Source organism: Paenibacillus sp. JNU01 (assembly GCF_059130585.1).
The window spans coordinates 658810-673096 of sequence record NZ_CP169723.1 but is presented as its reverse complement, the minus strand read 5'-3'; the positions used below and the strand labels follow the sequence as shown (position 1 = coordinate 673096).

General features: G+C 42.0%; 20 protein-coding genes. 3 read left to right on the top strand and 17 right to left on the bottom strand.

Annotated features, from left to right (window positions below; translation table 11 throughout):
• Window positions 1-78: 78 nt before the first annotated feature.
• From NLBNIHML_RS02685 to NLBNIHML_RS02675, 3 genes are all read right to left on the bottom strand, one after another.
• On the bottom strand, window positions 79-240 hold the full coding sequence (locus NLBNIHML_RS02685; protein ID WP_339233675.1) for a hypothetical protein: 162 nt from the start codon (window positions 238-240) through the stop codon (window positions 79-81).
• 323 nt (window positions 241-563) lie between these two features.
• The gene (locus NLBNIHML_RS02680; protein ID WP_494354662.1) at window positions 564-1010 is read right to left on the bottom strand and encodes a pentapeptide repeat-containing protein; all 447 of its coding nucleotides are present in this window, start codon (window positions 1008-1010) and stop codon (window positions 564-566) included.
• Between the two features lie 502 nt (window positions 1011-1512).
• On the bottom strand, window positions 1513-2394 hold the full coding sequence (locus tag NLBNIHML_RS02675; protein ID WP_339233673.1) for a LysR family transcriptional regulator: 882 nt from the start codon (window positions 2392-2394) through the stop codon (window positions 1513-1515).
• Between the two features lie 167 nt (window positions 2395-2561).
• Here NLBNIHML_RS02675 and NLBNIHML_RS02670 point away from each other — a divergent pair, with 167 nt between their 5' ends.
• Both NLBNIHML_RS02670 and NLBNIHML_RS02665 read left to right on the top strand, forming a co-directional pair.
• Window positions 2562-3356, top strand: a complete 795-nt coding sequence (locus NLBNIHML_RS02670; RefSeq protein ID WP_494353703.1) for an SDR family oxidoreductase — start codon at window positions 2562-2564, stop codon at window positions 3354-3356.
• Between the two features lie 26 nt (window positions 3357-3382).
• On the top strand, window positions 3383-3724 hold the full coding sequence (locus tag NLBNIHML_RS02665) for a nuclear transport factor 2 family protein (protein ID WP_339233669.1): 342 nt from the start codon (window positions 3383-3385) through the stop codon (window positions 3722-3724).
• Between the two features lie 65 nt (window positions 3725-3789).
• On the opposite strand, the gene NLBNIHML_RS02660 is transcribed toward NLBNIHML_RS02665, so the two are convergent.
• The 14 genes from NLBNIHML_RS02660 to NLBNIHML_RS02595 form a co-directional block, all read right to left on the bottom strand.
• Window positions 3790-4689 carry an alpha/beta fold hydrolase gene (locus tag NLBNIHML_RS02660; RefSeq protein WP_339255338.1) on the bottom strand — a complete coding sequence of 300 codons (900 nt, stop codon included), beginning with the start codon at window positions 4687-4689 and terminating at the stop codon, window positions 3790-3792.
• A gap of 20 nt (window positions 4690-4709) precedes the next feature.
• A complete protein-coding gene (locus NLBNIHML_RS02655) occupies window positions 4710-5330 on the bottom strand; it encodes a DUF2239 family protein (RefSeq protein WP_494353702.1) in 621 nt (206 codons plus the stop codon).
• Between the two features lie 158 nt (window positions 5331-5488).
• Window positions 5489-5881, bottom strand: a complete 393-nt coding sequence (locus tag NLBNIHML_RS02650; RefSeq protein ID WP_494353701.1) for a rhodanese-like domain-containing protein — start codon at window positions 5879-5881, stop codon at window positions 5489-5491.
• A complete protein-coding gene (locus NLBNIHML_RS02645) occupies window positions 5859-6257 on the bottom strand; it encodes a rhodanese-like domain-containing protein (RefSeq protein ID WP_494353700.1) in 399 nt (132 codons plus the stop codon). Before NLBNIHML_RS02645 ends, NLBNIHML_RS02650 begins: the two co-directional genes overlap by 23 nt.
• A 49-nt stretch (window positions 6258-6306) precedes the next feature.
• Window positions 6307-6627, bottom strand: a complete 321-nt coding sequence (locus NLBNIHML_RS02640; RefSeq protein ID WP_339233658.1) for a rhodanese-like domain-containing protein — start codon at window positions 6625-6627, stop codon at window positions 6307-6309.
• A 200-nt stretch (window positions 6628-6827) separates the two neighbouring features.
• Complete coding sequence (locus NLBNIHML_RS02635) at window positions 6828-7097, bottom strand: metal-sensitive transcriptional regulator (RefSeq protein ID WP_339233656.1); 270 nt, start codon at window positions 7095-7097, stop codon at window positions 6828-6830.
• A gap of 71 nt (window positions 7098-7168) precedes the next feature.
• On the bottom strand, window positions 7169-7642 hold the full coding sequence (locus NLBNIHML_RS02630; RefSeq protein ID WP_339233654.1) for a DsrE/DsrF/DrsH-like family protein: 474 nt from the start codon (window positions 7640-7642) through the stop codon (window positions 7169-7171).
• A gap of 64 nt (window positions 7643-7706) precedes the next feature.
• Complete coding sequence (locus NLBNIHML_RS02625; RefSeq protein ID WP_494353699.1) at window positions 7707-8501, bottom strand: sulfite exporter TauE/SafE family protein; 795 nt, start codon at window positions 8499-8501, stop codon at window positions 7707-7709.
• A gap of 98 nt (window positions 8502-8599) precedes the next feature.
• Complete coding sequence (locus NLBNIHML_RS02620) at window positions 8600-8827, bottom strand: sulfurtransferase TusA family protein (protein WP_494353698.1); 228 nt, start codon at window positions 8825-8827, stop codon at window positions 8600-8602.
• 15 nt (window positions 8828-8842) lie between these two features.
• Complete coding sequence (locus tag NLBNIHML_RS02615) at window positions 8843-9979, bottom strand: MBL fold metallo-hydrolase (protein WP_494353697.1); 1137 nt, start codon at window positions 9977-9979, stop codon at window positions 8843-8845.
• Between the two features lie 31 nt (window positions 9980-10010).
• Window positions 10011-10406, bottom strand: coding sequence for a DsrE/DsrF/DrsH-like family protein (locus tag NLBNIHML_RS02610; RefSeq protein ID WP_339233646.1), 396 nt, complete (start codon window positions 10404-10406; stop codon window positions 10011-10013).
• A gap of 30 nt (window positions 10407-10436) precedes the next feature.
• Complete coding sequence (locus NLBNIHML_RS02605) at window positions 10437-10952, bottom strand: sulfurtransferase TusA family protein (RefSeq protein WP_494354661.1); 516 nt, start codon at window positions 10950-10952, stop codon at window positions 10437-10439.
• A gap of 347 nt (window positions 10953-11299) precedes the next feature.
• Complete coding sequence (locus tag NLBNIHML_RS02600; RefSeq protein ID WP_494353696.1) at window positions 11300-12157, bottom strand: DegV family protein; 858 nt, start codon at window positions 12155-12157, stop codon at window positions 11300-11302.
• A gap of 146 nt (window positions 12158-12303) precedes the next feature.
• Window positions 12304-13218, bottom strand: coding sequence for a LysR family transcriptional regulator (locus NLBNIHML_RS02595; protein ID WP_339255326.1), 915 nt, complete (start codon window positions 13216-13218; stop codon window positions 12304-12306).
• Window positions 13219-13320: 102 nt separating this feature from the next.
• On the opposite strand from NLBNIHML_RS02595, the gene NLBNIHML_RS02590 reads away from it, so the two are divergent.
• A complete protein-coding gene (locus tag NLBNIHML_RS02590; protein WP_494353695.1) occupies window positions 13321-14202 on the top strand; it encodes an alpha/beta hydrolase fold domain-containing protein in 882 nt (293 codons plus the stop codon).
• Window positions 14203-14287 lie beyond the last annotated feature (85 nt).

Below are 14287 nucleotides of genomic sequence, written 5' to 3'. Positions count from 1 at the left end.
AAAACCAAAGTTCCAATCGGAACTTTGGTTTTTTTTTATGTAACATTTGAAGTTTTTTGATTCCTGTTGACTTTTGCATCAGGTGCTTTGGATAGCTTTAATAACTTCAACCTTTTTATCTCCTGCCGACTTCGCTACCTCTAATGTTGTTTTACCTTGGAAAACGACAATTCCGCCAGTAGCCAGCATAGAAACGATTAAAGCTGCGCTAACGGCTGTGCAAAGTTTCTTCTTGATCATAACGATACCTCCGATTTTTTTATATGGATTCACGTCACTCAACACAATGTGCCGTGCCGATCCCGTAATCAATTTCTACTTATACTTTGTCTCGAACAATTACATTATTTCACTTTTATATTCGGTATTCCCATCGATTATTTTATTATAGCTTACTGACAATGATTGTAAAAGGTTTAATTGGAGATACAACATGAGAACAAGTCCTTTTTTCTTCAATCGAAACACGAACTTGTACAAAAAAAATAAGCCGCTGAAATAGCGATTTAATGAAAATATGTTCGGGTCCTTTGACATTTTTCCGCGGCTGAGTTGTTTACATATTATTCCATACTGCTGAAAAATCGTTCAACAAATACATCACCATATATTTTCTTCATATGCGCCGTGTTAAAAATATATTGTTCCATATGCTCAAGCTTGCGCAGATTGCGAACGAGTACTTTCCGATCATCGTCAGATAGATCAGCGTCATCGTCTATCTTCTTCATAGCCTTTTTCACACGTGAGGATACCTGTTCAACATATACATGGTTTTTTGATTTTGGCGGAATACATTGCGTTAGGTCACAGCCTACAAAACGAACTCCGTCAAGGATGCAGTTTTCAAAATTGGCGATTAGCTTTTGTGTGCCATCTCCTTCAAACGTGATATCCACCAGCTTGCCGGTAAAGGAACAATTGACGATATTCGCCGCTTGTAGAATCCGGTCATTAAATCGGCATTTAAAAAAAGTACAGTCGATAAACGTTGCATTCTCCAATGTCATGCCTCTCAGATCGCAGGAGGAAAATTCGCAATTGGTGAAAACAGCTTCGTTCCTGGCAATGCCAACAGAGCGTAAGTCGGAACGGATAAAAGTACAATGATCAATCGTACAACCGGCAAAAAATCTCGCATTGGTAAAATCGCAGGTATCAAATACAAGATGTTTCAGGTTACAGCTCCAAAATATAGGTGAACCAATATTCGAATTTGTTATGGTTGTTTCGCTGATCGTTTCGTGTTCATACCTGACAATATCAGTGAATATTTCGTTGTCTATTGTCATGCCAGACTCCAGTCTTCTCATCCCTATCACCCTATCATTTCTTCGAAATATTCTTCCGTGCTAGAAAAAAAAAGTCCCATTCGGTGCCCCGTTTGGATAACTTCTAGGTAATTGACTATGATCTTGTACCAATAATATAAGAAAGTCGCTTAAAAAGCGACTTTAATAGATAGATGTTCTTGCATATTGCCATGACTTCTTCAATCCTAAATTTTGGCGGTCATTCTTTTGGATGTAAAGTTTCAACAAATGCAATAAACCTTTTGGCTGCTGGAGAAATATGATGATCTTCTCTCCACTTCAACCCGATTTCCCAGTACCATCCTTCATCAAGGATAGGGATCCAGACCAATTCATCTAACATTAACCCCAATGTCTTTGGCAATACTGATACACCAAGACCCGATTTGATAAAACCGGCTACAGTGATCAGGTCCTCCGCTTCATAAGCCGAAGCAAGAACAAAACCGGTATGTCGAAAACGGGACATGATCGTTTCTTTTAATCCGCAGTTGTTTTTCAATCCAATAAACGGCTCGCCAGATAGCTCTGCCAAACTAAGAGCATTACAATCTGCATAACGATGTTGGGAGGAAACAACGATATATAAAGGAACATTTTGAACCGTTTTCCAGTGATGATTGTCCAAAGTAGATTCCCTCGATGTAATCATAACATCCGAAAATCCTTGTTCTAGATGTTCATCGATATCCCCTAAATTTCCTTGTGTCAATTCGAACCGCACTTTAGGGTACTTCAATTGATAACTCCGGATTAGGTTAGGAATCAATTCAACACCAAGAATGTTTAGATAAGACAACGTAATTACACCCGTATCAGGATTGGACCACTCTTCGATTTCCCTGAGCCCATTTTCAATATTTTGTAGGGCTCTACCAATCCATTTAGAGAACATGGTACCGTTTCGGTTCAGCTTTATATTGCGTCCATTGCGCTCAAATAATGGAGCTCCTATTTCATTTTCAAGCTTGGCAATTGCATGACTTAACGCTGGCTGAGTAATACCGAGTTTTTTGGAGGCTAATGTCATATGTTCAAGCCGTGCAACGGTCATAAAGTATTCTAATTGTGTAAGTTCCATTAGGACAACCTCCTATATTAATATTATTCATCATTTTCATTATTATAATAAATTGGACGTTATGAAAGTGGCAAGTGTAGTATTAGTTCTAGCTCCTCTCTCATAACACAATGTTAAGAGACAAAGCAGTTTTTAATCATTGAATATCATTACTAGGAGGAATAATTATGCATAAAGAATTTGAGTACTCTCTATCTGAATTTAAAGGCAAAAAGGTGCTGGTAACTGGAGGAACAAAGGGAATGGGACAAGCTGTTGTAAAAAGACTTGCAAACGCCGGAGCTACAGTCCTTACTACTGCCCGTTCAGTATCCACTGACTTGCCCAATTCAGTGAAATTTGTTCAAGCAGATGTCGCCACACCTGAAGGTACAGATCAAATAATTACAGCAGTAAAAGAACAACTTGGAGGCATCGATATTATTGTCCATTGCGTAGGTGGATCAACCACACCACCTGGAGGCGCACTTGTATTGAATGATGACGATTGGCTTCATGCATTAAATTGGAATTTACTCGCAGCAGTTCGACTTGATCGTGGCTTAATTCCACTTATGTTAGAAAATAATTCAGGCGTTATTCTTCATTTCACTTCTATCCAAAGACGTTTGCCTTTATATGAAACTACACTGGCTTATGCATCTGCAAAAGCCGCGCTGGCTAATTATAGCAAAGGACTATCAAATGAATTTTCCCCTCAAGGAATTCGCATAAATACATTGTCTCCAGGGTTTATCCAGACAGAAGCGGCTGATGTACTAATTGATCGGATCGCAGCGGAAACTGGAAGTCGAGAAAGTGCTCTTGAACAACTCATGACTTCACTCGGAGGTATCCCCATTGGACGGCCAGGGTTTCCTGAAGAAGTCGCTGAGCTGGCCGCATTTCTGGTATCAGACCGAGCAGCATCTATTACAGGTAGTGAATATGTCATTGATGGGGGAACTATCCCTACCGTCTAAAGCGATTTAATAAGAGGAGGAACAATATGGATCTCAATCATTTACCGTTTGTAATTAGCAAATACATTCATGCATCTAATAAACCAGACCCAGCAGTATTTGTAGATTGTTTTTCAGAAAATGCCGTTGTATTAGATGAAGGAAAAAAGCGAAATGGTAAACAGGCGATTCGGGAATGGAGTGATCAAAACCATTTCGCGGCGAATGTAACCTTAAAGCCAACAAAAGCAAAAAAAATAGGAGATGAAATTGTGCTAACATGCAAGCTCGATGGTACCTACGACAAGACTGGTCTACCCGATCCACTATTATTGAATTATCATTTTGTACTTGTTGACGATAAAATCGTCAGATTATCTATTATCTAAAGATAAACACAAAGGCCTTAGAAATTGTTTTCTAAGGCCACTTTGGATGTCTATGATTCATCATTTCAATTCGGTTTGTTACGCTGAGCTGTTCGAACAATTCCGTCAATGACCATTCCAAACAGCTGTTCCGGCAAATCATGTCCCATGCCTTTAAGCACCATATATTCGGAGCCCGGGATGGCTTTCGCCGTGTCTTCTCCGCATGCTGGCACAAACATGGAGTCTTCCGCTCCATGGATGACTAACGTGGGCACACCTATTTTCGCGAGTTGCGGACGCCGGTCTCCGGATACGGCAATAGCTGCAATTTGTCTTCCGATACTGCCCGGATCATACGCTCGTCGCAGTTCTTCACGAATCATGGAATGATACTCTTCCTCGTTAAACGCATAACCCGTACCTGCAATCTGTCTGGCAAAAGCCGTACTTTGAGCCAGATATCCTGCCTCATCCTCTCTCGGGTTCGGAGCTGGACGAGTCATTAACGCCATGATCTCTGGTGAAGTCTGTGGAAGTTCTGGATTGCCTGTAGTGGACATGATTGAAGTCAGCGAGATCACTCTATCGGGATAACGGCTTGCAGTGAGTTGGGCTATCATACCACCCATGGAACGTCCAACAATATGTGCTTTCGCGATGTCCAGTGCATCTAACAATCCAATCGTATCATCAGACATATCCTCAAGCGTGTAAGGTATATGGGGGCGTTGTCCTGACATAAGTGTTCTGGCGAGTGTTTCAAAATCCAGAGGATCGTGATGACTAAAATGAGTAGATAATCCGGTGTCTCTATTGTCAAAACGAATTACCCTGTATCCTCTGGCTGCCAGCATTTCACAAAAGGGGGCCGTCCATCGGATCATTTGTGTTCCCAGCCCGGCGATCAAGAGAATGGTTTCATGCTTTTCATCGCCATAACTGTCATAAGCAAGATCAATACCATTAACGTTTAATCTATTCATTAAAATATTCTCCTTCAAATTTATATTGGTTGCATGAACGCACCTTTGGCCAAATCCTTAACATAGTCTCTGATATCTGGCGTCCAGTCATCAATCCATTCGTAAAAAAGAGCTTCATTGCCGGCATACAGTGCTCTCAGAGCCTCTTCATACTGGTCAAAGTCGCCTGCCATTGCAGTCATGAAATGATACGTCGCTTCTTGAGCGGCACGAACTTTACTTTCACTCTCACCCACACGGCGGGCTTCATCAATCAGTTTCCTCAATGTGACAGAAGCGCCTCCGGGTTGAGCTTTCAACCATTCCCATTGCCTGGGAAGTAGCGTAACTTCGCCAGATACTACGCCCAGCTTGGGACGACCAACCTTGCGAGCAGGCTGTTCATTTTCTTTTTCTGTTGTATCCGAAGTAGGCCCTTCCATACCCTCGCCGTGTAATCGGTCAAGCACTTCAACGGTGCTCCCGCGAAAATCAACGTCAACCGGTTTACCTGTCCCATCATGGAAAATAAGGATTTGTGCAAGTTGACTGTCCTCCAGATTATCTTTGGCAATACCAACAACATGTTGTAATGAGCCCTTCGCGAAGCAGGCTCGATCCACAAAAGCGGTGTAGCTGATTGGGTGTGATGAAGCTTGCATATGACTCCTCCTTCTCTGATCTTACCTTGACTCTTTTATATTACCCGGGTAAAAATATAAAGTCAATATTACCCGGGTTTAATTATTTGTTTTGAAAAACGTCAAAAAACAGCAGCCCGATGAATGGGCTGCTGTTATAGAGCATATAGGTGGGGAATTTATTTTTTGGAAATCAATTTTTCTCTCCATGCACTTACGCCGCCTTGAAGATTAGAGATCTGAGCGTAGCCTTGCTTGCTTAATATTTTGGCTGCACTCTTGCTGCGCATGCCACTCTGGCAGTATAGAAAAACACGCTTTTTCTGTGGAATCTCGCTTAATCGCTGCTGCAGTTGCGACAAGGGGATGTTGATTGCTCCCGGAATATACCCTCTTTCATATTCAGCAGGCTCGCGCACATCCACCACCATGCCTGGAGGGTTTGTTTTGATGGCCTGTCGGAATTCATCCGGTTTTAGGTTGGTCAGGCCGGTGACCGGCTTCAGTCGAGTATAGAGGAACCATACAATCAGAAGCAAAATGGCGATATTAATAACAGTGCTTGTGTTCACTGGACTCTCCCTTTCTATTCATGGCAAAATAACAACCCTTCACTGCATACAACTGTCTGAATCCACGGCGTGCCAGTATGCGGGCTGCTTTTTGGCGGGATAGCCAATTCCGTGAAAAGATCATGACCTCCTGATCGGGTGACAGCTCCTTCATCCAGACTGCAGACAATCGGCCAATGGATATATTAATTGAACCCGGGATATGATCTTGCCAGTACTCGCTTGAGTCTCTGATATCCAGTATTCTGACGTTAGACCACCGTTTCTGTGACGGGTCCCATTCCTTGCTGTTCACATAGGTTAGGGAGGAGACCGGCCAGAGCTGAATGATTAGCCATAGGATACCAACTGTAGCTGTAATATACACCAGTGTCATTCATGACATCCTTTCTTCCACGTGCTTTCATTCCTGCAGTGAACAGGTCTTATCTAACCAATTGATCGTAATCTGTCCAGTTGCTAAGACCACCTGTCATATTCACAATCTGGAACCCTTTCTCATGTAAAAGTTCACAGGCCAGGCCGCTGCGGTTCCCGCTTCGGCAGATCACAATGATCTCTTGTGAGACTGGCAGCTCCTCAACTCGTTCCATCAACTGGCCTAGCGGAATATGTTTTGCCCCTTGGACATGTCCTTCTTCCCACTCAGCATCCTCCCGAACATCCAGCAGGTATAGCTGCTCCCCTTGTTTCAACTGCGATGATACCTCTTGAGGGGTGATTACTTTTGGAATTTGAAATGCCATCTACATCCGCTCCTTTTATAAAAAAAAATATGGTCTTCACGATGCTTTCATTTATCTTCAAACCGAACATATACTGAATGTATCCATATGCCGTCTATTATCATTTTAAACATATACCCCTATGGGTATTACAACAACGAGCTAGAACTTTCTCAAGTCTAGCCAGACTCTCCATTTTAATTCTGATTCTTGTACCTTGCCTATCGGCTTTTCACAAGAAGCTCTACCGCTTCCTTCACTAACTTACTCGTATCATTATTGCCAGCTTCTTGTTCAGCCTTGATACATTGTTGGAGATTATCTGCCACAATTTGTGCTAGAGCCCGGTCAGAAGCATTACGGACAGCGGACAACTGAGCAACAACCTCTTTACAAGGTTTATCTTCTTCCATTAGACGAAGCACACCACGGACCTGTCCTTCAATTTTGCGCAAACGTGTTTTTAAGCTATCTGAATAATGATATTCCATATTCAATCTACTCTCCTTTATAGCATACCAGTATAGGTATATTATAGAGCAAAAAAGGTTAGCTTACACCTTTAAATAAATAAGTTTACCTTTCCGTTCGATGCATCACCCAGATAAGCAGCAACACCTGCATATTGCAAACCATCAAGTAACTCTTCCTGTTTTAAACCTAGAAGATCCATGGTCATGGTACAAGCAACCAGCTTCACTCCTTGTTCTTGTGCCAATTCCATCAATTGAGGCAGGGATAAGGCATTGTGTTTTTTCATAACATGTTTAATCATTTGCGGACCCAAACCGCCAAAATTCATTTTGGAAAGACCAAGTTTGTTGGCTCCTCGTGGCATCATCCATCCAAAGGCCTTTTCCAGAAAACCTTTTTTGGTCTGGATAACCTCGTCTTTCCGAAGAGCATTCAGCCCCCAGAACGTGAAAAATATCGTTACTTCGTGATCATATGCTGCTGCTCCATTTGCAATAATGAACGCCGCGATTGCTTTATCCAGCTCCCCGCTGAATAAGACGATCGTTGATTTATCTGCCATTAATCTTAATCCCCGCTTTCTTGAATACATAAATTACAATATCTTGAGAATGTGTTTCGCTCATCTAAAGAATTGTTGACCAAACTTTCACGGCTGTCAGCGCAATCAATACAACGAGTCCATACTGAAGCACCTTGACATTGATTTTGGAACTGATTTTGGATCCTAGAGGAGCCCCGATCAAACTTCCTACGACTGTAAATAAAGTTGGCCATAAAGGAATATGTCCGCCAGTAAGCTTTCCAATTACCCCGCCGATGGCTGAGATAAAGACGATGGCAAGTGAAGAAGCGATGGTCGTACGTGTCGGTATTTTAAGAATGGTGAGCATGATGGGAATGAGAATGAACGCCCCGCCCGCACCGACAATTCCCGAGACAATACCCACGATAAACGCTGACACAACCGCGATGATTTTATTAAATTGAAGATGATCTTGTATATTATCCGAGCCCCTGCGAGGAATCAGCATCAGTATAACTGCCAACAAAGCAAGAATGCCGTAGATCAGGTTAATAACATCTCCTTGAAGCAATCCCGATATATATCCTCCGATCAGACTTCCTGCCAGAATCCCGCTTCCCATATAAACAACGAGTCCCTTATGAATGACGGGTGTCTCCAGCTTTCCTTTGCTGTTTTTCTGAAATGCCAGAACGCCTGCAAGCGAAGCAAAGAAAACCTGAAACATGCTAATTGAAGAAACCTCATGAGCTGTGAAATGAGCTACCCCGAATAGTGGAGGTACATACAGCAATAGCGGATAGTTAATAATGGCCCCACCGATCCCTAACAACCCTGAGAAAAAGGACCCGATTAAGCCAAGAGTGATCATAATGATCAACATGAGGAAATCCATAGTTCTCCTCCTTTCCCTGGCTTAATCTGAATTAAGCCAGTTTTAAACACGCGAACATTTGCCCGGCTTCCTACTGCGTGTTCGCTTATTGTAGTGATTTAGATTTTTCGAACGTAAAACGTATACACTCCATCCTTTTCCTCATGAGAAATCAATTCCTGTTTCGTTTGCTTCACCCAAGCCTGAAAGTCATTAAGGGAACCTTTATCCGTAGACAGGACTTCCATGATCTGTCCGGCTTCCAGACTATCCAGTGCTTTCTTTGCTTTAACAATCGGCATAGGACATGCCAATCCTTTCGTATCTACAGTCATATCTGTTTTCATCTCATGTTCCTCCTTTTAATTGTCATGCACGGCACAGCGGTTGGGACCAATTTCCATCTCACGTTGTTTATCTTCATCGGGTGTAATTTTGCCCATGTTTGTCTGCCGGATCTCCTGATACGCATTCGGTTGAGGTGGAAGATTCTTGGTCACCGTGCGACGGAAATCTTGCTCATCACCAATGTTAAGGCCCGGATTTTTTTGATACAAATCAGAAAGTTTCGCCATAACCCGGCCGCCTTCCCCGAGCTCCGTTACTTTTCCAAAGTGTGCAGGCAGGACGATAAGCTCTGGAGAAAGTTCTTTATATCGTGTATAAAGTGTTTCACGAAGATCACCTACCCAATCCTCTGCAAGACCCGCCAGATCAGGACGACCAATCGATTCAATGAACAGGATATCGCCGGTCAACAGATATTGGTTATCTATAATAAAGGATGTGCTTCCGATGGTGTGTCCGGGAGAGTAAATGGGCTGAATTTGAATCGTTGTGCTGCCGACCGTGATGTCACGCCCTTCTTCAAGCTTCTCATAATTAAAAGTAACTTCAGTTGCATCTTTTGGAGGCAGCCAATAAGTGGCACCCGTATGCTCAGCTAATTTTCGTCCGCCTGAAATATGATCGGCATGCAGGTGTGTATCCAGTGTGTGTTTAATTTGTACTCCTTGCTCTCTTGCAAACTGTTCAAACACTTCCGTCATCCGCAGGGTGTCAATCACTGCGGCTTCTCCCCCCGAAATAACCATATAAGACAAACAGCCTTTCCCAACTCTTACGAACTGAAACAATGAACCTCCATCCTTCAATTCGCCAACTTTGACGGGTTCCAGATGTTCACTCCATGATTTCATGCCGCCTTCAAGGTAATAGACGTTGCTTCTGCCAGCTTCAACAATTTGTTCTGCCACAAATTTGGAAGAGCCTTCCTTTGCACATACAACAAGCAATTTTTTTCCATCAGGAATCTTGTCGAGTGCATCATCAACGCCGTCTAACAGATCAAAATAAGGAATGTTCACGATATCTACACCGTATCCTTCAATCTTCCAATCGTTGAAATCTGTTTCATTCCGAACATCAAGGATAAATATATCTTCTTTAGCCAAGACAATAGTAGTTAGTTCCTTTGCCGTCATTGTTCTTAATTCCATTGCTAGTTTCCCCTTTCATCCTGCAAGCTCATTAGAACGACAATGTAACATTGGCATCCTTCGCAAAATCTAGAAAAGTGACTGCTCCGCCGACCTCAATCCCATCGATAAAGTCTTCTTTGGTCAGGTTCATTACATCCATCGTCATTTGACAAGCTATAATTTTGACTCCCAACTCCTGAGCCATTTCTACGAGCTGTGGAATAGATGGAACATTTGCATTTGTAAAGCCTTCAGCAATATGTTCAGCTCCTGCCGGGAGCGGCAGCTGGTGATGGGCTTGCTTATGAATCAGGTTTAATCCTTCAAATGTGAAGAAAATGGCAACCTCTGCTTCAGTTGCTGCTGAAGCGGTAGCAATATTAAACACTTTGTATGCATCGAACATCCCACCATTGCTTGCAATAATAGCCACTTTTGTACTCATTGTTATTACCTCCGATTTTTTAATTGTTATTTATTTTTCTGTTGGCCCTGTCCAGTCAGTCATGCCTGGCTCTACATTATTTACTTTTTTGAATCCTTTTTCGGTAAGAAATTGACAAGCCAGATCACTACGGTTGCCGGTTCGGCATACAACATAAATATCATCTTCCTGATTAAGCTCCTGGATTCGGTTCTCGAGTTCACCAAGCGGAATAGAAATGGCTCCCGCAATTCGATTAAATGCATATTCAGCAGGTTCACGTACGTCCAGTACAGTCACCTTCTCATGATCTGCAAGTTTTTTCTGTAATTCATCAGTTGAAATGACATATGGATGTTTCTTCTCTTCTTTGGTTTCGGTCGCACTCGCTTTGCGAACATAATGTTTAAGAACGTCATTATCCTCTAATGTTCCCAGATAATGATGACCTGTATTTTTGGCCCAGCCTTGGATGTCCGCGAGAGAACCCTTATCTGTAGCTTGTATTTCAATAACTTGACCAGCATCAAGTTGATCGATAGCCTTTTTCGTTCTTACGATCGGCATAGGACACGCAAGCCCCTTGCAATCAATGGTTTGATCTACTTTAATTTCGGACACTGTAACAACCTCCTCCAATATGATTATGAATAAGACAAGCATTAGAACAGAGCAACGAATGGTATGTTTTTCTTCAGAAATGGCTCTGCACTCCGTTAAAAACTGGAGATTAACCATAATACGTATACCCCTATGGGTATAATACAAAGATCATTTGTTTTTGTCAACACTTCACTAGATAGGAGATATCACTTAAATTCTGGAATAAAGGTTCTGAATCTAAAAAAACCAACCACTTAGGTGGTTGGCTAATCTCTACTCCGATATTCTGAAAAAAGCTGTCACATGGAGTTTTACAAATCAATATAACTGACAGCAATTGAACCAGGACCTGTGTGCGAGCCGATAACACACCCGCCCTCAATAAGAATAATATCTTTAAAGTGATTCGTTTGCATCAGAGATGCATAAAGTTTATCCGTCATTTTCTCTGCAAAGGTTTGAGCGATAATAAGTACGTTTGGACAAATCTCATCTTTACGGCTAACAATTTTTTGTACAACTCCGTCCAGAGCCTTTTCCATTTTCCCGCGATACTTCCGAATAGAGCGCACTTCTCCCTGAATATTATTCAGCACAGGACGGACTTTAAGGACATTCCCGATCAAATGCTGTAAACTGCTCACCCGTCCACCCTTATACAGATAATCCAGACGGTCCACAAATACCTCAATATTAACCTTCTCTCGTACATTCTCAATATCCTTGATCACATGTTCAAGCGAACAACCCTCTTCAAGTGCCCTTGCCGCACGTACCACCAGCATGGCATAGCTTGCAGACAGATGCATGGAATCCACGATATGAACCTGCCCATGCGGTAGCTCGGATGCTGCAATATGTGCATTCTGGTTAGTGGAAGACACCTTGGATGACATGCTGATATATAAGATTTGTTTGCCTTCTTTGAGTGATTTTTCAAAATAATGAATGAAATCGGTTGGAGATGGCGCAGCTGTTTTGGGGATGATGCCTTCTTCATCTGAGCGACGATACAATTCTCCAGTCATGATATCTATATTATCTTTGTACGATTGAGCGCCCATAACGACATATAAAGGTACAACGCTGATATCGTACTGATCGAGCAGTTCCTTTGATAAATCTGAAGTGCTATCCACCATTAATTTAATGTTCGAAGGCATTTCCATAGCTGCATCCGTCCAATCTCTTCGTATTTTGTGAAAATATAAAAACTTAAATTATCATTTGATATAAAAGTATATCACTTTATGGTGTGAGTCAACTTTCCTGTGAGAAGCACAGAAAAGTTGATGCCGATATCTCCGTATGTCCTTCAATTCATCTGGGGACTAATATGATTAACCAGATCCGTAAGTCTGGCTGTAAATTCTTCAACCATTATAGGGATTGGTTCATTCACTTTTGTAATTCTACCCAGTATGGGTTTGTTATCGGAGCCGAGCTGTTGGATTGGAACCGTGACCAATTGTTCCTTATAGGTGGAGGCCAAAGCATTAACGATAAAATCGGGAGCAATTGTAATCGCATTGCCCTTTACAACCATCTGACCCAACGCATCAGTGTTATTCGTAATTAGAGATATTCGATTGCCAGCACTTGCAGACATCAGATCATGGGCAATATTTTCGATATGTTCATCTTTATATAGAACAAACACTTCGTTCTCCAAGGTTTCTGGAGATATCATTTTGAAATAACGCAGTGGTGAGCTTGTATTCATAATGATTACAGCACTGCCCTCTACGATCGGGAACCATTCAAACGTAGAATTTTGTTGACTTTTACTGTAGGATAATAAACCCATGTTCGCGTAACCTTCCTGTACTTGCTTCATGACGGTCTGAGTATCTCCTTCAATCATCTGCACCTTAAGCGCCGGATAACTTTGCATTAGCTCCAACGTTGCCTGAACGACTTGCGGAACAAAACCGGGAATGGTTGCAATCGTAATGCTCTCCATATGATCTTCCTTTAACATGAGCAATTCTTGCTGCATACTGTCTATATTTTTTAGAATAGCTGCTGCATGTTTCAGGATCAACTCCCCTTCTGTTGTCGGAGAAACGCCCTTTTTGGTGCGGTGAAAAATGATGGTATCCATCTCTTCTTCAAGCTGTTTGATGGATTGGCTGATTGTTGGCACGGTTAGATGATGTACACTTGCTGCCTTGGTAAATGAACCGAATTGTGCAGCAGATATTAGATATTGAAGCTGGGAAATATTCATCTCATTCTTCCTATCCTTAATTAATTGTTTAGGATACTAAAATATTATTAAATATATTTGATGCTTATAATCAAGTATGATTTGTCTAAGGAGGTCGATAGTATGCGTAGTATTCGAAGTTTTCTTGTAGAATTGTTGCTCAAAATGACGAAAAGAAAAATGAATGTACATGAATTTATGGAAGAACGTAGAAAGAGTAATAGCGTCCCCTATGAAGTCCCTGTGAAGCTTAAACACAAATACAATATTACCAAGGATCAGAGCCTCCCCGTAGATACTTATATTATGAAATCCAACACTCAATCTGATGAACGGGTTGTTCTATATTTGCCTGGCGGAGGATACGTTGAGCAGCCACTGACATGGCACTGGCATTTCCTGAATCAATTGACGGAGCAATTAAATTGTACGGTGTATGCATCAGTGTATCCAAAAGCGCCAAACTATCAGTGTAGGGATGCAATTGCATGTGTGTTGAACATCTATCAGCATATCTTGAAAATAACCAAACCGCAAAATATCACCATCATGGGTGATTCTGCGGGCGGTGGCCTTACGCTGGCCTTTGCGCAATATTTGGCAGAACAAGGATTACCTCAGCCCAAGGATATCATTCTGTTATCCCCATGGCTTGACATTACATTGAGCAGTCCCGAGGTCATTGCAATGATTGATGAGGAGCCAATGCTAAACTGGGACATGCTTGTTGAAGCTGGAAAATTATATGCAGGTGAACTGCCACTCTCTCACTACTTGGTCAGCCCGCTTCATGGCGAGATCAAAGATCTGGGTAAAATCTCCCTGTTTATCGGGACCCATGAATTATTCCTTCCGGATGCACGTAAATTTAGAGAAAAAGCGGCCCGGCAATCTGTAGATATCAATTATATCGAGTATCCAAAAATGAATCACGTATTCCCGGTATTCCCCATCCCTGAAGCCAAAAAGGCGCTAAAACAAATTATAGATATTATTAAAAGTTAGAACTGCTGGAATAGCATTTCGGCTGTGATCGTTTCATTATAATTAGCGGCCTTCTATAGGCTCCCACCCATTCCCCTGCTCAATG